At 51.2% G+C, this 22721-nt stretch carries 19 protein-coding genes and 1 riboswitch; of the genes, 6 read left to right on the top strand and 13 right to left on the bottom strand.

Annotated features, from left to right (window positions below; all coding sequences use genetic code 11):
* Positions 1 to 77: 77 nt before the first annotated feature.
* The 8 genes from mprF to ACFVRY_RS23075 all read right to left on the bottom strand — a co-directional run bounded on the left by mprF (position 78) and on the right by ACFVRY_RS23075 (position 10036).
* Entirely contained in the window at positions 78 to 2729 is a 2652-nt protein-coding gene (mprF, locus tag ACFVRY_RS23110) for a bifunctional lysylphosphatidylglycerol flippase/synthetase MprF (protein ID WP_387502649.1), read from the bottom strand.
* A 515-nt stretch (positions 2730 to 3244) separates the two neighbouring features.
* The gene (locus ACFVRY_RS23105; RefSeq protein WP_387502648.1) at positions 3245 to 4906 is read right to left on the bottom strand and encodes a glycerol-3-phosphate dehydrogenase/oxidase; all 1662 of its coding nucleotides are present in this window, start codon (positions 4904 to 4906) and stop codon (positions 3245 to 3247) included.
* A 233-nt stretch (positions 4907 to 5139) separates the two neighbouring features.
* Complete coding sequence (gene glpK / locus ACFVRY_RS23100; protein ID WP_387502647.1) at positions 5140 to 6633, bottom strand: glycerol kinase GlpK; 1494 nt, start codon at positions 6631 to 6633, stop codon at positions 5140 to 5142.
* A 15-nt stretch (positions 6634 to 6648) separates the two neighbouring features.
* Positions 6649 to 7212, bottom strand: coding sequence for a glycerol-3-phosphate responsive antiterminator (locus tag ACFVRY_RS23095; protein ID WP_387502646.1), 564 nt, complete (start codon positions 7210 to 7212; stop codon positions 6649 to 6651).
* Between the two features lie 223 nt (positions 7213 to 7435).
* Entirely contained in the window at positions 7436 to 8038 is a 603-nt protein-coding gene (locus ACFVRY_RS23090) for an alpha/beta hydrolase (protein ID WP_387502645.1), read from the bottom strand.
* On the bottom strand, positions 8035 to 8985 hold the full coding sequence (locus tag ACFVRY_RS23085) for a ring-cleaving dioxygenase (RefSeq protein ID WP_387502644.1): 951 nt from the start codon (positions 8983 to 8985) through the stop codon (positions 8035 to 8037). The genes ACFVRY_RS23090 and ACFVRY_RS23085 overlap by 4 nt, the downstream gene beginning before the upstream one ends.
* Positions 8986 to 9002: 17 nt before the next feature.
* Positions 9003 to 9404, bottom strand: a complete 402-nt coding sequence (locus ACFVRY_RS23080) for a DoxX family protein (RefSeq protein ID WP_387502643.1) — start codon at positions 9402 to 9404, stop codon at positions 9003 to 9005.
* 155 nt (positions 9405 to 9559) lie between these two features.
* Positions 9560 to 10036, bottom strand: a complete 477-nt coding sequence (locus ACFVRY_RS23075) for a MarR family winged helix-turn-helix transcriptional regulator (RefSeq protein ID WP_387502642.1) — start codon at positions 10034 to 10036, stop codon at positions 9560 to 9562.
* 361 nt (positions 10037 to 10397) lie between these two features.
* Here ACFVRY_RS23075 and ACFVRY_RS23070 point away from each other — a divergent pair, with 361 nt between their 5' ends.
* The 4 genes from ACFVRY_RS23070 to ACFVRY_RS23055 all read left to right on the top strand — a co-directional run bounded on the left by ACFVRY_RS23070 (position 10398) and on the right by ACFVRY_RS23055 (position 14245).
* Positions 10398 to 11078: a futalosine hydrolase gene (locus ACFVRY_RS23070; RefSeq protein ID WP_387502641.1), complete on the top strand. Its 681-nt coding sequence runs from the start codon at positions 10398 to 10400 to the stop codon at positions 11076 to 11078.
* Complete coding sequence (locus tag ACFVRY_RS23065) at positions 11078 to 11929, top strand: 1,4-dihydroxy-6-naphtoate synthase (protein ID WP_387502640.1); 852 nt, start codon at positions 11078 to 11080, stop codon at positions 11927 to 11929. The genes ACFVRY_RS23070 and ACFVRY_RS23065 overlap by 1 nt, the downstream gene beginning before the upstream one ends.
* A 437-nt stretch (positions 11930 to 12366) precedes the next feature.
* A complete protein-coding gene (locus ACFVRY_RS23060; RefSeq protein ID WP_387502639.1) occupies positions 12367 to 13188 on the top strand; it encodes a class I SAM-dependent methyltransferase in 822 nt (273 codons plus the stop codon).
* 385 nt (positions 13189 to 13573) lie between these two features.
* A complete protein-coding gene (locus ACFVRY_RS23055; RefSeq protein ID WP_387502638.1) occupies positions 13574 to 14245 on the top strand; it encodes a DUF559 domain-containing protein in 672 nt (223 codons plus the stop codon).
* 571 nt (positions 14246 to 14816) lie between these two features.
* Here the strand turns inward: ACFVRY_RS23055 and ACFVRY_RS23050 are convergent.
* From ACFVRY_RS23050 to ACFVRY_RS23030, 5 genes are all read right to left on the bottom strand, one after another.
* Entirely contained in the window at positions 14817 to 14972 is a 156-nt protein-coding gene (locus tag ACFVRY_RS23050) for a hypothetical protein (RefSeq protein WP_387502637.1), read from the bottom strand.
* A gap of 135 nt (positions 14973 to 15107) precedes the next feature.
* Positions 15108 to 16181 (bottom strand): ABC transporter substrate-binding protein, encoded by a 1074-nt coding sequence (locus ACFVRY_RS23045; protein ID WP_387502636.1) that lies wholly within the window; start codon positions 16179 to 16181, stop codon positions 15108 to 15110.
* Complete coding sequence (locus tag ACFVRY_RS23040) at positions 16178 to 17005, bottom strand: ABC transporter permease (RefSeq protein WP_387502635.1); 828 nt, start codon at positions 17003 to 17005, stop codon at positions 16178 to 16180. The genes ACFVRY_RS23045 and ACFVRY_RS23040 overlap by 4 nt, the downstream gene beginning before the upstream one ends.
* Entirely contained in the window at positions 17002 to 17808 is an 807-nt protein-coding gene (locus ACFVRY_RS23035; protein WP_066378370.1) for an ABC transporter permease, read from the bottom strand. Before ACFVRY_RS23035 ends, ACFVRY_RS23040 begins: the two co-directional genes overlap by 4 nt.
* Positions 17798 to 18922: an ABC transporter ATP-binding protein gene (locus tag ACFVRY_RS23030; RefSeq protein WP_387502634.1), complete on the bottom strand. Its 1125-nt coding sequence runs from the start codon at positions 18920 to 18922 to the stop codon at positions 17798 to 17800. Before ACFVRY_RS23030 ends, ACFVRY_RS23035 begins: the two co-directional genes overlap by 11 nt.
* 293 nt (positions 18923 to 19215) lie before the next feature.
* Between ACFVRY_RS23030 and ACFVRY_RS23025 the strand changes: the two genes are divergently transcribed.
* Together ACFVRY_RS23025 and ACFVRY_RS23020 are read left to right on the top strand one after the other, a co-directional pair.
* Positions 19216 to 20316 carry an FUSC family protein gene (locus ACFVRY_RS23025; protein ID WP_387502633.1) on the top strand — a complete coding sequence of 367 codons (1101 nt, stop codon included), beginning with the start codon at positions 19216 to 19218 and terminating at the stop codon, positions 20314 to 20316.
* Positions 20317 to 20627: 311 nt separating this feature from the next.
* A riboswitch (cyclic di-GMP riboswitch) is annotated at positions 20628 to 20718 on the top strand.
* A gap of 103 nt (positions 20719 to 20821) precedes the next feature.
* Positions 20822 to 22678, top strand: a complete 1857-nt coding sequence (locus ACFVRY_RS23020) for a FapA family protein (protein WP_387502632.1) — start codon at positions 20822 to 20824, stop codon at positions 22676 to 22678.
* Positions 22679 to 22721 lie beyond the last annotated feature (43 nt).

Genomic DNA, 22721 nt, shown 5'->3' with positions numbered 1-22721 from the left:
ATTTTATCGTGCTGTGACTTGCTTTCCAGCGATAGAGTGCAGACCAAGCCCATCCTTCCCACCATCGAGCCCAAAGTCTACTCTTCCGCCTCTGGATGCTTGGATACGAGCCGCACCAGATCCAGGGTCAGAATCGGCAGTTGCAAGGAAGCAGGATACGCGAGATAACGCGGCTCCCACTCCGGACTGAACTTCTCCTTGTAGCGGCGCAGACCAGAGAAGCCATACCAATGGCCACCCTTCTTGAAGACCAGACGAGCGAGCTTCTCTTCCCGCAGCGCACCGGCATTCTGACCGACACTTGAAAGGGGGGCATTACCAAGATTGAATCTTTGATAGCCCTGCTCCTTGGCCCATTCCATCAATCGGATAAATAAATAATCCATCGTCCCGTTCGGTGCCTGCTTCCGGTGACGCATCAGATCTATGGAGAGTGTCGCCCCTCCGTCATACCCGGGGACAAGGGTAGCGAAGGCCACTACCTCGCCGGAGGCCTGTCTCAGCAGAGCAATCGGAGCGAGCTGCAGATAGGATTCCTTGAACCAGCCAAGCGAATATCCTTTCTCCGTCCGACCGCTCAGCCACTCTCCCGAAATCGAGCGCAGTTCTTTGATTAGGACGGCTGAATGCGGCTGTTGCGATATTTCAAATTGGTAACCTTCCCGTTCAAAACGGTTGTTGACACTACGCAGGTCGGCATTCTTGCGGCCACTGAGTGTGAACGTCTCCAACGATACCATAGCTTCTTCGCCAAGCTTGAAGAAATGATAGCCCTGTTCATGATATACCGGCAGGAACGCAGGAGTAGCCTGATAAAAGACCACGGACAACCCATACTTGTCCGCCGCCTGCCGGAACTCGCTGATAGCGTTGTTAATAAGCTCCTTCGCGCCCAGCGGATCACCAAGCACAACAAGCTTATCACGCACCCGAGAATAAGGGAGCAGCACTTGCCCATCCTGTGCCCAATAGAAACTTTTGTCGCCCAGAAACAGCATATGGGTTAGGGAGTTGCCAGGCACCTTCTTCAGAAACTGTGTCAGCCGGTCCATGTCCGGAGGGCCTGACAGCTCCTCGGAATCACGGTGAGGCCGGAGCGTAACAAACATCGTCAGCAGGAGCCAGGAGAAGATCAGCCCACTGGCCGCAGTAAAGGCAACATTACTGTGTCGTTGCAGCCACTCCGGATGAATGCCTGGCGGAAGATGCTTCAGAAAACCACGATGCACATGACTGCCGAGCAAGTAATAGATCACGGCGATCACCGAAGTCAGCGCCAACCACCTAGCCGTACTCTGCCGGCTGACCGGCGCACTGACCCGGTAGAACCGCGCTCTGGATATCCAAAGGATCACCCCGACTACCAGCAGGAAGATAGCCTCCTCGTAATCAAAACCTTTGGTAAAAGCAAACAGCGCGCCGCCCAGCAGCGAGAGGCTGGTCCAAATATAGGCCCTACGGATCCGCAGAGAGATGCCTCGTGACAGCAGGATGAGCATAAAGCCGATCAAGACCGACAAATGATGCGACAGCCGCATGATCGGAAATGATAGCAACTCTTCTGTGATCTCCAGCCGGTACAGCAGTTCCGGCGTTGCTGCGGACAGCAGCAGAATGAGACCGCTGGCAAAGACCAGTTTGCCTAGCGCCCATACCCCAAGATCGCTGAGGAAATTGTACTGTCCTGGCCAACGCCAGATTTTCTGCCACAGATTCAGCGAGGGCTCTAGCCCCACAGCGGCGCGTTCCAGCATTTTTCTACCCTGCAGCCCGATCTCCAGCGCAGCCAGCACGAGACCGATCAGCCAAGGTATCAGATAATAGAACAAACGGTAGATTACCAGCACCGCCATAGCCTGATCCGTCTGATAACCCATTTGAGTCAGCCCCAGAAGCGCGATAAGGTCGAACGCCCCGATTCCCCCGGGAGCCATACTGAGAATGCCAGCGATGGCCGCAATCGTATAAATACTGAAGATGGTCACAAAATGTACTCCACCCAGCAGGTGATGACCAATCGACCAGAATGTAATGCCGGCAAACAGCCATTCCAGGAACGACGCACCGACCGAGCTCCCTACCGTGATCCACGGTGTTCGTCCCTGACCGCGGTTAATCCATTTCGTATACAACGCCGATCGCTGCACGAACACAAAGAATGGCAGGTAGAGCGCCATGCCCCAGACTGCGAACACCAGCCAACGATGCTCATGCATCAGTCCCGCCGCGGGAAGAATACCAAAGATATTTCCCCAGGATAACAGGGATAGCCCCGTAATCATAAGTGGTGACAGGAAGACGATCGCTGGTGTCAGAACAGCCGAAGATACGCCGCTCTTCTTATATAACAGTGTCCGTAAGCCTACACCAGCCAGCCCGGCAAAGCCAATCAGGTTATTGAATGTATTGGCAATCCATGCATAACGGAACGTGCTCCATAAACTAACCTTCAGCTTGAAATGGGCACGTATCAAATAATCATAAGCACTCATTACCGCCACCGCTAGCAATGCAATCCCCATCATCTGAAAGATGGATGACGCCGGAACATCCTTCAGCTCGCGAAGCGTACGTCCCAGATGCACCTGCTTCAGTTCATGCTGTCCTTCCCAATATACAAGCGCTATAATCGCCAGCGGAAAAAGAGCGCGTACCGCCCGAATCCGGTAAATGGATACCAGTAGCCTTACAATCTTGAACCGCTCCAGCGCCTCTTTCATTGAATGCATAAATCCACCTGCCCTTGCTACTGCCACATGTTCCGCCGGCAAAACCTACCGCACTGTCCTTGGTCCGGGCAGCGGCTCATGTGCGAGAATTTCAACTTGTCCATTATAACAATACGTAAACCGGCTGGCATGTAACAAACAGCACCGGTAACCATCACATTACCTCTAATATATAAGACTGAATCCAGAGCATATACCCTGCAATATAGCCTTATTTATTTTACCCAGAAACTAGATCTAATCTCCCCTTTACCATCTATCTTAGACGAGTCTGCTTCCATAGTTTACTAAGAGCGTAACCAAAAAAGTACGCCTGTGCAACTTTATGATGGAAACTCAGGTATTGATAGCTACGTAAAAATTTCCCGTTACTTGATTCCAAGAAAAAAGGACGGAGTCAGGGATGTCCCCTTGCTTCCGTCCTGAAACGAACTGGAGGTACGCCCCCTTGTTCAGATTTCCGGCAACATCGACTATTTTACGATCGCCGCTTCTTCTGTTAACCTGCGTTACGCTTAGGCATCCTTAGCCTGAATTGCTTCGGCCAACCGGTCTTTTAATTCTTCGGAGTACTGAACCGTCAGTTCTATCGTCCATCCGAAATATTTTCCCATATAGGTGGTTACAGCATCCTTCCACGACTCTACCCAGGCTATATTGAAGAAAAGCGCACCCGTGCGTCGGATAAAGAAGTCCACCGGCTTCAAAGACATCTCCTCTTCAATGGAATACAGAAGAGCGGCGAGCAAGGATACCGGCATTCCTGCCGACTCTGCTTCAAGAGCGTGCTTCTCCATTAACGCATAAACCGCGTCGATGTTAGAACCGTATCTCCGTACCAGTTGCTCGGCCTCAAGCGGCGACAGTCCCAGCTTCGTTCCATCCGGAATACGTTCTTGCACAAACTTCTTATACTGAATGGAGCCCCCAACATCACCGCCGGAGATCGGCATGTGCACAGTCTGGCATCCAGAAACGGCATTAAGTCCGGCAGCACTCCGTTGCCTTGCGACCAGATCCACCACCGTCTCCGCCATTTTGCGGTAGCCGGTCAGCTTGCCTCCAGCCATAGAGATCAGACCTGAGGCCGAGACGAAAATTTCATCCTTGCGGGAAATCTCGGACGGGCTTTTACCCTCTTGATGTATCAGAGGACGAAGTCCGGCCCAGCTGGATTCCACATCATCGTCCGTCAGCTTCATGCCAGGGAACATCTCATTGGCCGCCTGAAGGATATACACCCTGTCAGCTTCAGTAACCAGCGGATTTACCAGATCTCCTTTATAATTCGTATCGGTCGTCCCTACGTAGGTTTTATTGTCCCGCGGGATCGCGAACATCATGCGCCGATCCGGAGTATCAAAATAAATTGCCTGCTTCAGCGGAAAACGCCCCTGGTCGAACACCAGGTGAACGCCCTTGGATAAATGCAGCATTTTACCCTCTTTGGAATGGTCCTTCTCCCGCAGCGTATCTACCCAAGGTCCGGCGGCATTAATGATATGCTTCGCACGAAGCTCATAAGAACGTCCGCTGAACTGATCTGTCACTTCAACACCCGTTAAATGCTTGTTCTCATAAATAAACTGTTCCACCTTGGCGTAGTTCACAGCCAGCGCCCCGTGCCTCACAGCCTCCTTCAATACTTCAATCGTCAGACGGGCATCGTCCGTGCGATACTCCACATAATAGCCCCCGCCCTTGAGACCTTGCTGCTTCAGCAGCGGCTCTTTGCTCAGCGTCTCCCCGGCACTCAGCATCCTTCGGCGCTCTCCCTTTTTGACACCAGCCAAATAGTCATAGACCCGAAGTCCAAAGGATGTCGAAATTTTCCCGAAGGTACCTCCCTCGTAAATCGGCAGCAGCATCCATTCCGGCGTAGTGACATGAGGCCCATTCTCGTACACAATCGCCCGCTCTTTGCCCACCTCTGCCACCACCCCAATCTCTAACTGCTTCAAATAGCGGAGTCCGCCATGTACAAGCTTGGTCGAGCGGCTAGAGGTCCCCCCGGCAAAATCCTGCATCTCCACCAGTGCGGTCCGCAGGCCGCGGGTTTGTGCATCCAAGGCAATTCCCGCTCCTGTAATGCCCCCGCCGATCACGAGTACATCCCATTCCTGTTCCGTCATTTGATTCAGATATTGTTCCCGTTTGCCTGCCGAAAAAGTTCCCATGTCTGTTTCCTCCCATACAAGTAGAAACGGCTTTGCCGTCCTCTAAGAGGCGGTATCCGTTTCAGTGAGAAATATAAGGATGATTTATAATGTAAAACATATAAATTTCTTATATTTGCAAAAAAAACCACAAACATGCCGGCTGCGATAGCTTGCGCAGCGGCTGTTGTGGTTTCTCCAGTTCTCCAACCTATTGTATTAACTTGTTGAGGTAAGTATACCATGGTGACTTTTCAGTGAAAAGCCTGTGCGGCACGTACCGCTTTTTTCCATCCGCCGTACAGAGTGTCTGCGGCCCCTTCATCCATCGTTCTGTCGAAGGCGCGCTGAATCTGCCATAACGCAGAGATCTCATTCTGATCCTGCCAGAACCCTACCGCCAGACCCGCCAGATACGCCGCTCCGAGCGCTGTGGTCTCGCTAATCACCGGTCGTTCTACCGTAACACCCAGCATATCGCTCTGGAACTGCATCAGAAAGTTATTACGGGCCGCGCCACCACCCACCCGCAGCTTCTTGAGGGAAATGCCGGAATCCTCCTCCATGGCCGCAAGTACATCCCGTGTCTGATAAGCCAGCGATTCCAAAGTCGCACGAATCAGATGCTCCTTCGACGTACCCCGTGTCAGGCCGAACACCGCACCCCGGACTTCACTGTCCCAATAAGGTGTGCCCAGGCCAACAAAGGCAGGCACCACGTAGACGCCTTCTGTTGAACTCACCCGCGAAGCGTATTCTTCACTAACTGCCGCATTCTTGATCATCCGCAGCCCGTCACGAAGCCACTGAATGGCCGAGCCGGCGACAAAGATGCTGCCCTCCAGCGCATATTCAACCTTCCCGTGTAACCCCCAGGCAATCGTAGTCAGCAGTCCGCTTGCTGAGGCAATGGCCTGCTCACCAGTGTGCATCAGCATAAATGCCCCGGTGCCGTAAGTATTGTTCGCAGTCCCTTGCTCAAAGCAGGTCTGCCCGAACAATGCGGCCTGTTGGTCACCCGCAGCGCCCGAGATCGGTACAGCGGCATTGAAGAAATGCTGGCGATTGGTATAGCCGTAAACTTCGGAGGACGACCGGACCTCTGGCAGCATGGAGCGTGGAATATTCAGCAGTGCCAGCAGCTCCTCATCCCACTCTAACTCGTGAATGTTGTACATCAGCGTCCGTGATGCATTAGAGTAATCGGTCACATGAGCGCCCCCGTCAGTTAGCCGCCAGATTAGCCAGGTGTCCATCGTCCCGAACAGCAGCTCTCCGCGTTCCGCCTTCTCCCGCGCCCCCGGAACATGGTCCAGAATCCACTTCACCTTCGTACCCGAGAAGTACGCGTCGAGACGCAGCCCTGTCTTTTGCCTGAAGACCTCATCATGACCCTGAGCCTTGAGATCCTCGCAAATCTCCGTTGTTTGTCGGGACTGCCAGACAATTGCATGATACACCGGCATCCCCGTAGCCCGATCCCAGACTACCGTTGTCTCCCGCTGATTGGTGATCCCGATAGCAGCAACCTCCTCTGGAGAGATGGCGGTTTCGGTGAACAGCGACGAAATGACCGCCAGAATGGAAATCCAGATCTCGTTAGCATCATGCTCCACCCAGCCTGGTTGCGGAAAATGCTGCTTGAATTCCTGCTGAGCAATATGAATAATCGTACCTTTACGATCAAATAGAATGGCTCTTGAGCTGGTCGTGCCTTGGTCCAAGGCCAGAATATACTTTTTATCCACACTGCACCTCCAGGTTCATTTTATCTTATCGTAATGCCGACACAGATCCATCTGGGAAGTCGTCACAGCGGTTGCTCCTGCTGCCAACGCCTTCTCCACGTCGTCTATAGTACGGATTAGCCCGCCAGCAAAAATCGGAATGCCTGTACGTTCCCTCACTTCTGTGATAAGGCCCGGGATGACACCCGGAAGCACCTCAATATAATCAGGCTGTGTCCGTTCTAGCAGAGTATAGCTTTTGTCCAGAGCGCTGGAGTCTAACAGAAATACCCGCTGAACGGCCAGCAAACCATTTTGCCGTGCTTTGAGAATCACATTAGTCCGGGTGGAGATCAAACCGGCAGGCTTGATGCTCTGACATAGAAATTCTGCAGCCGCCTCATCATTCTTCAGTCCCTCTACCAGATCGACGTGCAGCAGCAGCTTCTTCCGGTGCGATTTTGCCAGATCAACAATGTCCTTCAGTTGCCCGATATGGCTCTCGAGCAGCACAATATATTCGTAGGAGGATTGCAATAGCTTCTCCAGATGCTTCATCTTTCGGATCGCAGGTAAAACAGTCTGTCCCTGAATGGACATGGGCGCTGCCCCTTTCCTAGCAAGAGTGTGTCGCTCTATCCGCTACTACCAATATAACATTTATTACAGCAAAAAGAGCAGCTCACGCACATCCATCGCCTCTCCAGAGATTAGCAAATGGATATACTGTTTCTGCTCTCTATTACCCGTTGAAATCATTCCATACGCCGAACTTGTTGGAAAATTTAGTTGTCCGCTGTCACTGTACGCATAGCTCTAACACTTATTGAAGCTTCAGCCAGTCTCTGGCTGCTTCCGCCTCTTCCACATTCAGACGATGCCCCTGATTGCCCCAGTACGTTTTCACAGCTGCACCTGCACCTTGCAGTAGTTCTTCCAGCTCCCGGCTCTCATGCGCCGGAACCATCGGATCATTCATCGAAGTTCCGATAAAGACCGGAAGACCGGTCATATCCGGGAGCTTGAGATCCCGCAGCGGTACCATCGGGTGCAGCAGTACAGCTGCCCGGAAGGCCTTCCCGTAGTGGAACAGCAGGCTACCCGCGATGTTGGCACCATTGGAATATCCAACGACAACCGCTTTATCAGCAGAGAAGCCGTATTTAGCCGCTGCCTCGTCCAGAAACTGCTTGATCTCACTCGTGCGGAAGATCAGATCTTCTTCATCGAAGACCCCTTCCGACAACCGCCGGAAGAAACGGGGCATCCCGTTCTCCAGCACATTACCGCGGATGCCGAGCACGGATGAACCCGGGGAGAGCAGTTCAGCCAGTGGCAGCAAATCCTGTTCGTCGCCACCCGTTCCGTGGAACATAACCATTACCGGCTTGCTCTCATCTGTCCCCTTACGAAATACATGTATCATTTGGACTTCACTCCAATCTCTCGAATGTCAAACGGCTGCAAATTAGCTTCAATCACTGCACGGTTCGGTTCATACCAAGTAGGGAGCATCAGCTTCTCCCCTAGTGCATCCGGGTCCTCGTCGCGGGCAAAACCCGGAGGGTCTGTCGCAATCTCAAACAGAATGCCCCCCTCTTCACGGAAGTAAATGGCGTTGAAGTACTGGCGGTCCTGAACAGGTGTTGGCTGGTAACCGTGGCTCTGCACAAGGCGACTCCAGGCAAGCTGTTCGACATCATCACTGGCACGCCACGCAATATGGTGTACCGTTCCGGTGCCTCCCGAGCCATGCGGCACAGGCTCTGCCTTCAGATCAATAATGTTGCCCAGATCGCCCGCTGCTCTGAAGCGGAGATAGCCATCTCCTTCTGCAATGACCTCCATGCCCAATGTACGGGACAGCGTATCCGCTGTCTTCGCTGGCTCTGTGCTGTAAAGGACAGCCCCGCCAAAACCCTTGATTGCATGCTCAGCAGGAACCCCACCAAAGGACCAACTGCTAAGCCGACCCTCTTCACGCTCCACAAGCTCAATCCGCAGACCGTCGTAGTCAGCAAAGGACAAATAGGACTCGGAGATCCGGCTGACTTTGGTTACTGAAATCTGGTATGCAGCCAGACGTTGCTCCCAGAAGTCGAGCGATCCTGTTGGCACGGCATAAGTGGTTACGCCAACCTGCCCGCCGCCAATTCTCCCCTTACGTCCCATCGACCAAGGAAAGAATGTAATGATCGTCCCGGGAGCTCCGCTTTCGTTCCCGAAATAGAGATGGTACACCTCTGGTGCATCAAAGTTTATGGTTTTCTTCACCAATCGTAATCCGAGAATGCCTGCATAAAAGTCAGCATTCCGCTGCACGTCGCCCACAAAAGCTGTAATATGATGAATACCTGCGCTTCGTAATGTCATAATTATCTGCCCCTTTCTTAGTTAAACCACAGTGCGTCCAGTGAAATCGATCCAGCCCCGGTCAGGGCCACTCCGGCGGCAACCACTAGCAAAGTCAGTGGAAACTCAATTCCGTTAGCCGTCGCCCAGAACCCATTCGGAGCGTGAACCTTCACAATCGCTCCAAGCATGGTGGCAATAATCAGCGCCGAAGCGAGCGGAGTCAGCAATCCGAAGGTGAACAGCACTCCGCCAACCAGTTCCATCACTCCCGCCAGCACCGCCATGGCTACACCAGGCTTCATGCCGATCGACTCCATCCAACCTCCGGTTCCCTTGGGGCCATAACCTCCGAACCAGCCAAACAGCTTTTGGCTGCCGTGCCCGATGAAAGAAATCCCGATCACCAGTCTGAGTAATAATAAGCCTACACTAACCATTTTTACCCCGCTCCATTCTCTTTGATTTAATTATCTTAATATTAAGATATTAGGCAAAAAAATTTGATGCTTCCTGTTTATCTCGACTTCCCTGTTAATAATACTATTCCTTCCCACTTTCTGGCCTTTCGGCAAGGGCCGCAGTTATTGCTGCCCTATACGCCTTTCCCAAGTTTCTTCAGCAGCTGCGTTGCCTGTTCCTTCTCTTCCGTGTTCAATCCGCCCATCAGACGATGCAGGGAAGATACGTGAAGCGGAAAGATATCGTCGAATAGCTCCCGGCCTGCAGTTGTAATCTCAGCATAGGTTACCCGCCGGTCATCGCTGCAAGGAACACGCTTCAGTAAGCCCTTGTTCTCCAGCTTGTCGATATTGTACGTAATACTGCCGCTGGTCACCAGAATCTTCTCACCGATCTGCTGCAATGGAATGCGTGTTCTGTGATACAGCACTTCTAAAATCATAAATTCAGCGGAAGACAAGCCGTGGCTCTTCATATCCTTCACCGCCAGATCCATTAAGGTCTTGTAAGCTTTGGATAAGACGACAAACAATTTCAAGGAAGCCGCTTCATCCCGTTCCTGCTCCGCTCCGCTTGTATCCCCTGATAAAGGCTCTTGTTCAATGCTCATATGTTCCACCTCCCCGCAACTTTATTATGAATAAATCAATTCATAAGTGAGTGTCTAATCATCGGTATCTAGTTGTACTTGGTTTAGGTATGACTTGATATCGCACCTATTCGGATTGAAATCCGCATTATGAAATTGATTCGAATAAGAGAATATTTGTCTTTAAGTTAATTATCTTTAATTTAAGATAAATATACGCCTCATCCTTACCATTGTCAATAATCTTCCGTGGAAATTTTGTCCGAATTGACCTGGCTCGTAAAACGGCGTATTCTTTGTCTTACGAATATCTAAAATGTAAGCCTCTTCATTTCTTAACAAATACCACTATATTACTTTTCGTTTAAAAGGAGGCCTACTCATGACATCTGCTACACCAAATGATGCCGCGGAGCAGGCTGAGCGGCGTGTGCTGATCGTGACTGCAGTCGCGGCAGAACGCGACGCCGTCCTGCGCGGGCTGCAGGGCAGCAGCAGGTTCCACGTTGTGGCTGCGGGCGCTGGCACCGCAGCCGCTGCGGCGGGTACCGCCGCGGCCCTGGCAGCCGGTTCCTACGGCTGCGTCATTAACGCCGGGATCGGCGGCGGGTTCCCGGGGGTGGCCCCGGTAGGCTCGCTGGTGATTGCCAGCGAGATGATTGCCGCCGACCTCGGGGCGGAGACGCCGGAGGGCTTCCGCAGTGCTGCCGAGCTTGGCTTCGGCAGCGTGACCGTGCCGGCGGCTTCCGGCACGGTGGAGGCTCTTACGGCCGCGCTGACAGCGGCCGGCCTTGCGGTCAGCACAGGTCCTGTGCTGACCGTGTCCACGGCGACCGGCACGGCAGAGACGGCCGCCGCTCTTGCGGCGCGCCATCCCGGGGCGGCCGCCGAAGCCATGGAAGGCCACGGGGTCGCCGTGGCCGCACAGGCGCTGGAGCTCCCGGTGCTGGAGCTCCGCGCGATTTCGAACCCGGTCGGTCCCCGCGACCGGGCAGCTTGGGCCATCGGCGAAGCGATGGACGCGCTTGCGGCAGCAGCCGCTATCCTAAAGGAGGTGCTGTAATGAATAACGAGCTTAATATTGCATTTTCCCCTTGTCCAAATGATACCTTTGTATTTCATGCCTGGGCGCATGGGCTGGTGGCGGGTGCCCCGGCACTGAATGTGATGTACGCCGATATCGACATTACGAACGGACTCGCGGCCGACGGCTCTGGACCGGAAGTACTCAAAATCTCCTACGCCGCCCTGCCTTGGGTGCTGGAGAACTACCGTCTTCTGCCCTGCGGTGGCGCCCTCGGCCGCGGCTGCGGGCCACTGGTACTGACCGGAAATGGACCGCTAGCGGTAAGACGTCCGGCCGGACTCGCCGGACGCAGAATCGCTGTTCCCAGTGAGCGCTCCACGGCCTATCTGCTGTTCCGCTTGTGGGCAGCCCAGAACGTTCCAGGCGGTGTGGGAGAGATCGTCGTGATGCCTTTCGACGAGATCATGCCCGCTGTACGCGACGGCAAAATTGATGCCGGGTTGGTGATTCACGAAGCCCGCTTCACGTACTCTTCTTATGGCCTTAATCTCCTGACCGATCTCGGCAGCTGGTGGGAAGAAGATACCGGACTACCGATCCCGCTGGGAGCTATTGTCGCCCGCCGCGATCTGGATGCCGAAGCCATCTCCGGATGGATTCGCAGCTCCCTGCAACATGCCTGGGATCACCCGACAGACTCCCGCGAGTATGTGTTGAGCCATGCCCAGGAGCTATCCCCGGAAGTGGCAAAGTCCCATATTGATCTCTACGTCAACGAATTTAGCATGAACCTGGGCGAGAACGGTTATGAAGCCATCACGTCTTTACTGACCCGTGCTGCCGACGAAGGACTTGTTCCGGCAATAGACCCGAAACTGCTCCGGTAAAACACCCAGAACTACGGGGGAACCCTTTACAACCGTATAGTTCCTGAAGTTACACTGATAACACCGGAAACCTATAGTGAACCCTGCACACCAAATAGTTCCCGGAGTTGCTCGGTAACACAGGAAACCTATGGTAAACTCTCTATAACCATATAGTTCCCTGAGTTGCTCCCTAATACCGAGACCTACGGAGCCTCCCTCCCTATAGTCACGGAACTGCTCCTGTAACACTTGGAACCAACGGGACTTCCCTCTACAAACCATACCATCCCTGGTCATGCCTTTTGGCGCCAGGGATTCTTTATATTTAAGCCATCTGATAATGTGACTTGGCGAAATGAAACTGCTATTCTAGAGCCACGTTGAATCAAAAGGGTATATAGTAACTATAGAATCAAGAATGGATGAGCCCATTCAACCCCAAGGAGGAGAACCGTATGATTCCTGCCGGAAACAGCAAACCGAATATCGACCGTTTTCTTGGCTTTCAGGAGGACTATGATCGTTACCGACCTGAGGCCCCACAAATGGTGTCTGAACTGCTCACCACTTACCTCGGACACCGGCCCGCCCTTGTCGCAGATATTGGTTGCGGCACCGGATTGTCCACCTTCATCTGGAACCACGCCGCCGATAGCGTGGTTGGAGTTGAACCCAATCCCGACATGCTGAGCAAGGCGCAGGAGAAGCGTGCCGAGATGCCAGGTGCTACAACAATCTCTTTTGCCCAAGGTTATTCCAACCTGTTGCCCTTCACTACAGGCAGTGTAGACATCGTTACGTGTTCGCAGTCTTTTCACTGGATGGAGCCTGTAAGTACACTTCAGGAAGTCTCCCGTGTCCTGCGGGACGGAGGCGTCTTCGCTGCTTATGACTGCGATTGGCCACTGGCTCTGCAAGCCAATGTCGAGATTCTCTATAACGATTTGATCGACAAGGCCAATGAGTTATTGGATACGCTGGTGCCAGCATCAGAAAGAGCCCACAAGTGGGATAAGGAGAGTCACCTGGACAACATCAAGAACAGCAGATTGTTCTCCTTCGCCCGTGAAATCGTCTTTCACAATACGGAGACCTGTGACGCAGCACGATATGTCGGCCTAGCCCTTAGCCAGGGAGCCATCCAAACCGTGTGGAAGTTTGGCTCTAAGGATCTTGACGACAATATCGCCCAATTCCAGGCCGCGGTAGAGCAGCATTTTCAAGGAAAAACCCTGGATGTGCTGATCAGCTACCGGATGCGACTCGGGGTTAAATAAAACCTGTTGCCGTGTTCGCTCTGAAGGCTGAAAAGCAGGGATATCAATCTATACTCATTGTTCAGATAGTAAATCGGGCTTAACCAGCGATCGTAAGATCCTCCGAGCCCGTAGCGCCTCTATTCACAAGATATCAATCACCAATCACCAATCACCAATCACCAATCACCAATCACCAATCACCAATCACCAATCACCAATCACCAATCACCAATCACCAATCACCAATCGCTGATTATGGTTTTGAACCGCCAAAAATGCATTAACTAGACTGGTCAAAGACCCGAATTTACCCTATACTGACCAGTAAGAGACGAAGAACGTCCCGATCCCCTCACCCAAGGGGCTTCGGGGCGTTTTTTATGTTTATGAAAGGGTGAAAGTGGTGGGATTTGAAGAAGCGCAAGCATTATTCATGGCAAAACATCTTGCAAGTAGAACCGGAGAACGGCTCTCCAGACTGGAAAGAGGCCATCGTCACGCCGAATCCCTGTTCCTGCGCAATGTCTGGTGGCCGGTACGTGGCGACTTAAATGACTTGCATCCGGAGTATGAAGTCGCTGATTGGCGGGGGAGGTCTTATTTCGCTGATTTTGTGTGGTTGCCGGGCAATCTCAAACTATTAATTGAAATCAAAGGTTTCGTACCCCATGTCCGCGACATGGACCGCCAGAAGTATTGTAACGAGTTGAATCGAGAAACCTTTCTTTGCGCCATGGGTTACCAGGTGATTTCATTTGCTTATGACGATGTGGAGCAACGTCCCGACCTGTGCATCACTCTGCTACGTATGGTGCTGAGCAGATACCAGTCATCTCCGGCACCCGTTTCCCGCATAATGCTTGTAGAAAAAGAAATCTTTCGACTGGCTCTAGGAATGCCTCGCGGACTGCGCCCAAAGGATATAGAGATTCATTTGAAAGTAGATCACAAAACGGCTGTCAGACACCTACGTACTTTGTGTAATAAAGGTTATTTGCTCCCCGTTCGGGGAGCTGATCAACAACGGGTAATGCGTTACGAGTTAGCCCGTGGAATGATCGATTACTTGAGTTAGTAGATTATTGATTATTGATTATTGATTATTTATTAATTAGTTATTAATTAGTAATTACTTAGTTGTTTATGAGTTGCTACCGACAACCACCCATTCTGGACGTTCTAAATTTCAATACAGGTGGGTAGTGAATTCGCTAGCTTACAAATAACAGGAAAAACTCCCGTTATTCTAATCTTTATACGTGTCCGCATGATAATAACCGGAAAAACTCCTGTTAATTCAGCCAAATAACTCTTTCTTAAGAATTTCCCGTTGAAATAACGGGAGTTATTCCAGTTATTCCGATGGTTTCAGGCTTATCGATGACATTAACTGGAGAAATTCCCGTTATTCAATTCGCCCACCCCCATCCCACCCACTAATCCTTCATTTTCCTCTCCTTTCCTCTCCTTTCCTTTCCTTTCCTCTCCTTTCCTCTCCTTTCCTTTCCTTTCCTCTCCGCTTCACTCCTCATCCCACTCCCCTCTTTCGCTCACCGTTCCACTCCTCTGCCCCACGACTCCTCCATTTCCCACTTCACTCCCCCTTCACCTTCCCCCTACCCAGTGGCTAACAGCCGGAGCCATCCTTAACCTCCGGCTAATGAAACTAAAAATAGCGGGTTGCTAGCTATATTTAAACTTAAACTTAAACCTATACCTATATCTATATCTATATCTATATCTATATCTATATCTACACCCAAACCTTTTACCACCGCTCCCCAATTCAAAAAAACGCCCAACCGCGGCACTCGCAGTTAGGCGCTTCTCTTTGTCCATCAGCCTCTCGTAAGAGGACGGCCATTTATTTCTTGTTCACCATCCCCTTATAGGTCGGCCGATTATTTCTTGTTCACTATCCCCGTATAAGCAGCTGATTATTTCTTGTTCATCTTGAACATCAGGAATAGCTCGTTATAGTGGGCAAGCATGCGCTTGCCAAGGTTGTCGTAGACCTCCAGGTGGTCTGTAATATCGGACGACGGGTAGAAGCGGGTGTCCTCCGAAATATCCGGCGGCAGAAGCTTTAGAGCCTGAGCGTTCGGTGTGGAGTAGCCCACGTATTCAGTATTTTTCGCTGCTACATCAGGACGCAGCATGAAGTTGATGAACTTGTGCGCACCTTCCACATTGCCCGCTGTACGCGGAATGACCATGTTGTCGAACCATTTGTTCGACCCTTCCTTCGGTACAACGAAGTCCAACTTGTCGTTGTCGCCCATAATCTCCGAAGCGTCGCCGGACCAGACGATGCCTACCGCAGCTTCCTCATTTGCCAGCAGCATCTTGATCTCGTCGCCCACAATCGCCTTTACGTTAGGCGATAGCTTGTTCAGCTTCGTCAGCGCCTGCTGCAAATGGTCCTCATTGGTATCGTTGACGGAATAATGCAGGCTGTTCAGCGCCATGCCCATGACCTCACGTGCCCCATCCACGAGGAAAATGTTATTCTTCAGACGGCTGTCCCATAGGGAATCCCAGCTGCTGAAGTCTATTCCCTTCGTCATCTCCGGATTGAAGATGATCCCGACCGTTCCCCAGAAATAGGGAACCGAATAAAGATTATCCGGATCAAACGGCAGGTTCATGAACCGTGGGTCAATGTTGGCGAGATTCGGAATTTTACTGTGATCCAAGGGAATCAGCAGGTTCTCTTCCTTCATCTTAGAGATAGCATAATCCGAAGGAATCACGACATCAAAGGTCGTTCCGCCCTGCTCAACCTTGGTAAGCATCGCTTCGTTGGAATCAAAGGTCTGGTAAATAACCGTAATTCCGGTCTCTTTCTCGAACTCCTTCAGCATGGCGGGATCAACATAATCGCCCCAGTTGTAGATGGTCAGCGTGTTTTTTCCCGTGTAGCCCTGGTTGGAGTTCATCCATGACCCTAGATACATCAGGCCAAAAGCGACGATGACAATCGCCAGAAAAGCATTAGCCAGCTGTTTCATCTAGGCACCCCCGCTTCTGCTACCGATTCTGCAACCGGAGCCGCTGAGCGGTTCTTGCGAGTTGTCAGGAAGTAATAACCGACCACTAGCACGATGGTGAAGAGGAAAATCAGGGTCGAGAGCGCATTAATGGACAGTGATACGCCCTGTCTCGCTCTGGAATAAATCTCGACCGACAAGGTGGAGTATCCGTTACCGGTCACGAAGAAGGTAACCGCAAAGTCATCAAGCGAGTATGTTAGCGCCATGAAGAATCCGCTGAAAATCCCCGGCTTGATGATTGGCAGAATAACCTTCGTCAACACATCCCGGCGGCTGGCACCCAGATCACGGGCCGCATCGGTCAGTGTAGGACTCATTTCTTGCAGATGCGGCAGAATCATCAGCACCGCGATCGGGATACTGAAGGCCACATGCGAGAGCAACACAGACATGAAGCCCAGCTTGATCCCTACAATCGTGAACAGAATCAGGAATGAAGCCCCGATGATGACGTCTGGACTGACGATGAGCACATTGTTCAGCGACAATAAGGTGTTCTTCGCCCGGCGGCTGCGGACGCGATGGATCGCCAGCGCACCAATGGTCGCGATCACCGTAGCAATCGCCGAAGACAGCAGCGCAATGACCAGCGTATTGATCACAATAATGATCAGCCGGCTATCCTGAATCACCTCGCGGTAATATTCCAGGGTAAAGCCTTCGAACTTGTGCATCGTACCCCCGCTGTTGAACGAGTAGTACATCAGATACACAATCGGTGCGTACAGTACAGCAAACACTAAAATGAGATACAGATTGGAGAATCCGTTTCTTTTCCTCATCTCTGCACCCCTTTCCGTGCGCCGCCCCACAGAATCATGAACAACGCCATAATCGCAATCAGAAATACGGCTACTGTGGAGCCCATGCCCCAATCCTGTGTAACCAAAAAGTGCTGCTCAATCGCAGTTCCGAGCGTAATGACCCGGCTACCGGCGATGAGCCTTGTAATCATAAACAGAGATAGTGCCGGAATGAATACCGCCATACAGCCGGAACGCACACCTGAAATCGTCAGTGGAAAGACCACCCGCCGGAAAGTTGTCCAACCGGACGCCCCCAGATCACGCGCAGCATCGAGCAGGGACAGATTCAGCTCCTCCAGCGCACTGAAGATCGGCAGAATCATGAACGGAATAAAGATGTAGACCGACACGAACACAAAGCTGAAGCCTGTGAACAAAATCTGCTGCTCACCAATCCCAAGCACATCGAACAGGTTATTGATCGGTCCAAAGGTGCCGAAAATCCCGATGAATGCATAAGTTTTCAGCAGAAGATTAATCCAGGTCGGCAAAATAATCAGCAGCAGCCAAAGCTGCTTATGCTTCGTTCTCGTCAGCAGATAAGCCGCCGGATAGGCGACCAGAAGCGAGAATATTGTGATCAGAAACGCGTACCAGAAGGAGGTCAGCGTCATTTTCAAATATACAGGCGTAAAGAAATTCACGTAATTGTCCAGCGTCAAATGCCCGTCCAGATCAAACAGGGAATAGTAAATGACCAGAAATACTGGAGCAATAACGAACAAGGCAATCCACAAATAATAAGGGATGAGATAAAACGACCGGCCCTTATTGTTCATGACTCTCCACCTCGCCGTAAGCTTCCAGACGTCTGTCGAACTCTTCCTCCGTTTCCCCGAACCGCATAACATGAATCGCTTCAGGATCGAAGTACAGGCCAATTTCACTGCCCACAGTAGCTTGACGTGTGGAATGGACCAGCCATTCATGCCCGGACTCGTCATAACAACTGATCTCATAATGCACACCCCGGAACAGCTGGGAATCGACGCGTACACGCAGCTTGCCTTGCTCCACAGCCGAGATTTCCAAATCCTCGGGACGAATCACAATCTCCACCGCTTCATTAGGCCTTAGACCAGCATCGAAGCATTCGAAGCGGCGGCCGTTGAATTCCACCAGATTGTCTTCGATCATAACACCCGGTACAATGTTCGATTCGCCAATAAAGTCCGCTACGAAACGGTTGATCGGCTCATCATAAATATCGTGAGGTGTGCCGCTCTGCTCGATTTTGCCCTTGTTCATGACAAAGATCCAGTCAGACATCGCCAGTGCTTCTTCCTGATCGTGCGTGACGAAGATAAAAGTAATCCCCAACCGCTGCTGCATCTCCCGCAAAATATACTGCATCTCTGTCCGCAGCTTCAAATCCAGCGCCGACAAAGGCTCGTCCAGCAGCAAGACCTGCGGCTCGTTGACGATGGCCCGGGCGATGGCTACACGCTGCCGCTGACCACCGGACATTTCTGTAATAGCCCGCTGGTCGTAGCCTGCTAGGTTCACGAAGCGCAGCGCCTCCTGCACCTTTTGCGTGATGACATCCTTTTTAAGCTTCTTGATGCGGAGTCCGAAAGCCACATTCTCAAATACGTTCAGGTGTGGAAACAAAGCGTAGTCCTGAAATACTGTATTGACCTGCCGCTCGTTGGCGGGAATGCGGTTAATCACTTTTCCGTTCAAAATAATCGAGCCGCCTGTCGGCTCAGCGAATCCGGCAATCAGCCGGAGAATCGTCGTTTTACCGCAACCGGACGGGCCCAGTAATGTATAGAATTTGCCCCGCTCAATCTCAAAACTGACCTCTTTGAGGACGGCCTCTTCATCGTCGTATTGCTTCGTTACCTTGTCAAAAGAAATAATAGTACCTTCCTGGGTAGCTATAGCTAACAACCTCCCTGCCTTTAGTAATACAATCCTATTTTACCCGCTTTCTGCGGGGAACAATCGATATCGGCATGCCCAGTGCGGATAAGCGACAATTCCTCCCCTCGTTCGACACCTCATATAGGTATAGCATAATAGATAGCTTCATCTTATGCGATAACTTAGATTGTTAACGTCCCCCAGAAACTTAACAAGTTCGTAAAACTTATGAGGATTTTCATCAAAAATGAGGTGATATAATGAAAACGGATGAAAGATAAATTGATGTTTTCTTATTTTTGCGAAAGAAGATGAAGCACATGAACGAGGGGTTATTTGACCGCCTTGAGAAATTTGGTTTTTCCCTATATATGATACGAATTACGCTGGCCGCTTCGCTCTCCTGGGTAGTGGTGCACAGTCTTTATAGTAGTCACTATCTGTACTTTGCTCCGCTAGCTGCCATTCTGATTACCCAAGGTACGGTTAAGGGCTCTGTAGAAAAAGGAATCTACCGCCTCCTCGGCATCATTCTTGGCGGGATCGTCGCTCTGATTGTCGGCAAGTTCTTTAACATAAGCGGGCTCTCCATCCTGCTTATGCTGCTCATCGGCATTGGCATCGCCACCGCCTGCCGCGTGAATATTCAGGCCGTGACCCAAGTAGGCGTCACCTCTGTTATGGCCCTTTCCTTCTATCAAAACGATTATGTACTCTCTAGAATAACCGAGACCTTCATCGGAGTGCTGATTGCCATTCTTATCAATATGATTATCGTTCCGCCGAAGGGGTTCGTCAAGGTAAAAGCCTTGGCACTTGAAGGAAGCCAACTGCTAGCAGAAGCACTGAGAGGTCTTGCCGCTGGCGAAAAAAGTTCGGTAAAGGGCAATACAGTATCGAAACAAGCCGGTGAACTGCTGAAGCGAAGCGGCAAAAAGCAGAAAGAGATTCACTACACGCTATCGCATTACCAATGCCGAAATGAATTGAACAGGCTTAGCACTGCTACTTCTCATCTTAAAACCGTTCATGCCTATGTGAAGGAAATTGCCGATGAGATCGCCCTGCTGCCACCGCATTATGCAGCTGCAGAAGGGATGACTGGTTCGCTGGAAGCCACTGCCGATTGCATCGCACTGTACGGAACGAAGACCCTGTCCGATACCGAGTGCCCCCGTTCCCTCCCAGACGCCCTACGCCATGCACGGGAATTGCAACTCTCTTGCTTCTCCAAGCTTCAGAGTCATTGCCCTCTGACCGCTATGCGCGATCTTGGTGCAGTCTTCTCGCACCTGAACCGGGTGCTGGATGAGGTGGAACGGGCGGAATATGCCACCTGTTCGGCGGTACCGCACGAAGCTAAGCGAGACATCGCCCAAGGTATTCGTTACATGAAAAAAGGACTCTCCCACAAGTTATAACGTGGAGAGTCCTTTCATTTTACTAAAACCATCTTACACGTTATAATTAAGGAAATGTGGAATATATAGGTACTTTCTACGGATTATGTGATCCTGTGAGAGACGTCCCGGGCCATCCGCCTTAGACGCCTCTCTTTTACATGTGAATGGTCTGGGTGAATTTATTTATTCCCTATTGTCAATTCGTTACTTTAGCACTAAAATTAAAAGGATTTAATGCCGACATTTTATATATACGACGTACCGGCGCCTTCTTTTTTTGTCGATTTTAGTCGATTAAAGTGCCTGATGCTGAGTATACATCATTGATCCATTTTTAAAGGCAAACTATTCGAAAGGGTAGGACGCAAAGCAATGGGCCTAAGAATGCACAAGTGCATTTATGGTTGCCAGGCTGCCAATTAGACGCCTACATGGCGGATATCCCTAGTGGATGATCGCACCGAAATAACGGTGCTCTCTATGTACAGATGCCTTTGATTATACAAAGAAGCGAGGTAACCGAATGCCGCACCGCCCTAATCCAAATGAAGTAAAAGAACTTGCCCGGCCTTTGCCAATAGATCCCTCCGAACAAATCTTGAATAGTGTTACAGAATCTCTACCACTAGACGACGCCAACAATAAGGATGGCATCATCATTATTCAAAATAATCAATTTTTCATCACCTCACCCTTATCTGGCGGCAAACCCGCTGTCGTCTCTCCCGTTCCTCCCCTAGTCCTTAGGAAGAACCGGCAGATCATTACTACCCCTACAGAAGTATTGTCATCCGACCGCCTGGAATGGGAGATTGAAGAGCCAGCTCCGTACGAGATCATAGTCTCCGAAGACAAGCTATCTGCCTTCCTTACCGTGCGACGAGTAGAACAGTACGCTTGGCGCCTGAAGAACTGTGCAGCCACGAATAACATCGCGGTCAGTGCGGAGCAGGACAAGAAAGCCCTGCTATCTACACTGCGCATCGAACAGGTCCTTGCCGATTTTGATAAAAAATCCATCTCACAGAATCTCAATATTCCCGCGATCTACGAGGAATTGAACCGCCCCACCGGACGGCCTGTTCGTGTTGCGGAAGGCACGGCGCCCAAACCTTCGATCGGTGCACGAATCGAAATTCCGTTCTCCGAGGAAGCCCTAACAGCAGAAATCTTCCATAGAAACGTGAGCGGACAGGAAGGGCAGAAATATCCGGACATTCCCGAAGTTCAGGAAGGTGACATCATAGCGATAAAGCATCCATCCATCGAAGGAGTGCCTGGATATGATGTGTATGGACATCTGCTTCCTGCTACACCACCTGAAGATATCCGGCTTACCGCCAAGGAACATACACAGCTTGTGTCCGGAGTGAAGGTCATGGCGCTTCGTACCGGCAGACCCCGCCTGACAGGAGTGAAGGGCTCCATCTTTGATATTGCTGCAGCGCACAGGGTTCTGGGGAATGTCAATTCTGAGACTGGGCATATCGTATTCGCGGGGGACGTTGCTGTTCACGGCGATGTGGAAGAGCGGATGATTATTGAGGCGATTGGAAATGTCTATATTTACGGAAGTGTGAAGAATGCGACCATCGCGGCAACCGGAAGTATTTGGATTCGGGGCGATGTGGCGGAGAGCAAGCTGTATTCGGGATATCATGGAGTATTCAACAACCGACTCTATCATCTCTCCAAACAGATCATGGAGGAAGGCATTCTGCTACGGAAGGCAGCCAAGGTATTGTCCCAAAAGCTAGCCAACCGCCAGCAGCCTGTCAATTACGGCCAGGTCATTCAGCTTCTGCTCGATACCAAATATAAACGATTCGCGATTCTGATCCCCGAGCTCCTAAACGTTCTCTCTGACATCAAGCATACCTACCCTCAGGATACGAAACAGTTGAAACGCTTGCTGGAGGTCTTTTTGCAGCCAGATCAGTTTATCGGGTTGTTGAATGATGCGCTTGTGGAATCCTTCCTGAAGTTGCTAAAGGATATGTACAGAGGCATTGTTGTTATGCAGGAGACTAAAGTCCGGATTGATCTTCCCTACAGCGATAGCAGCAGCATTCATTCTGGCGGCAACATCACCCTTTACGGAGAAGGCACTCGGAAAAGTGAGCTGTTGTCCGCTGGAGATATCGCCTACACAAGCAGAAATGCGGTCTGTGAAGACTCCAATCTGGAAGCCAAGGGTGCCATCACAGCACAGACGGTTGGAGGGACAAGTGAAGTCAAGTCCACCTTAAAGGCCGGAAAGAGGCTTGTTCTGCACAAAATGAGCGGTGGTACAATCAGTGTTGGCGGCTACTCGGAAGAGGTTACCGAACCACTGGAGAACGCTGTGATCACACCACAGACGCTACAGCGCCGACAATAAAATAAAAGGAGGTCCCTCGCGACAATGTCAGCAGGGACCTCCT

It is taken from the genome of Paenibacillus sp. NPDC057934, from assembly GCF_042887565.1.
In the GTDB taxonomy this organism is placed as follows: domain Bacteria; phylum Bacillota; class Bacilli; order Paenibacillales; family Paenibacillaceae; genus Paenibacillus_AQ.
Note: the sequence above shows the minus strand (reverse complement) of the source record. Positions and strands in the feature narration are given on the sequence as shown.

Coding starts and splice junctions, on each gene's coding strand:
- mprF (WP_387502649.1), bottom strand. CDS start 2,729: ATGCATTCAATGAAAGAGGCGCTGGAGCGGTTCAAGATTGTAAGGCTA.
- ACFVRY_RS23080 (WP_387502643.1), bottom strand. CDS start 9,404: ATGGTTAGTGTAGGCTTATTATTACTCAGACTGGTGATCGGGATTTCT.
- ACFVRY_RS23105 (WP_387502648.1), bottom strand. CDS start 4,906: ATGGGAACTTTTTCGGCAGGCAAACGGGAACAATATCTGAATCAAATG.
- ACFVRY_RS23075 (WP_387502642.1), bottom strand. CDS start 10,036: ATGAGCATTGAACAAGAGCCTTTATCAGGGGATACAAGCGGAGCGGAG.
- ACFVRY_RS23035 (WP_066378370.1), bottom strand. CDS start 17,808: ATGAACAATAAGGGCCGGTCGTTTTATCTCATCCCTTATTATTTGTGG.
- ACFVRY_RS23025 (WP_387502633.1), top strand. CDS start 19,216: ATGAACGAGGGGTTATTTGACCGCCTTGAGAAATTTGGTTTTTCCCTA.
- ACFVRY_RS23085 (WP_387502644.1), bottom strand. CDS start 8,985: ATGACATTACGAAGCGCAGGTATTCATCATATTACAGCTTTTGTGGGC.
- ACFVRY_RS23060 (WP_387502639.1), top strand. CDS start 12,367: ATGATTCCTGCCGGAAACAGCAAACCGAATATCGACCGTTTTCTTGGC.
- ACFVRY_RS23045 (WP_387502636.1), bottom strand. CDS start 16,181: ATGAAACAGCTGGCTAATGCTTTTCTGGCGATTGTCATCGTCGCTTTT.
- ACFVRY_RS23020 (WP_387502632.1), top strand. CDS start 20,822: ATGCCGCACCGCCCTAATCCAAATGAAGTAAAAGAACTTGCCCGGCCT.
- ACFVRY_RS23090 (WP_387502645.1), bottom strand. CDS start 8,038: ATGATACATGTATTTCGTAAGGGGACAGATGAGAGCAAGCCGGTAATG.
- ACFVRY_RS23065 (WP_387502640.1), top strand. CDS start 11,078: ATGAATAACGAGCTTAATATTGCATTTTCCCCTTGTCCAAATGATACC.
- ACFVRY_RS23070 (WP_387502641.1), top strand. CDS start 10,398: ATGACATCTGCTACACCAAATGATGCCGCGGAGCAGGCTGAGCGGCGT.
- ACFVRY_RS23040 (WP_387502635.1), bottom strand. CDS start 17,005: ATGAGGAAAAGAAACGGATTCTCCAATCTGTATCTCATTTTAGTGTTT.
- ACFVRY_RS23095 (WP_387502646.1), bottom strand. CDS start 7,212: ATGTCCATTCAGGGACAGACTGTTTTACCTGCGATCCGAAAGATGAAG.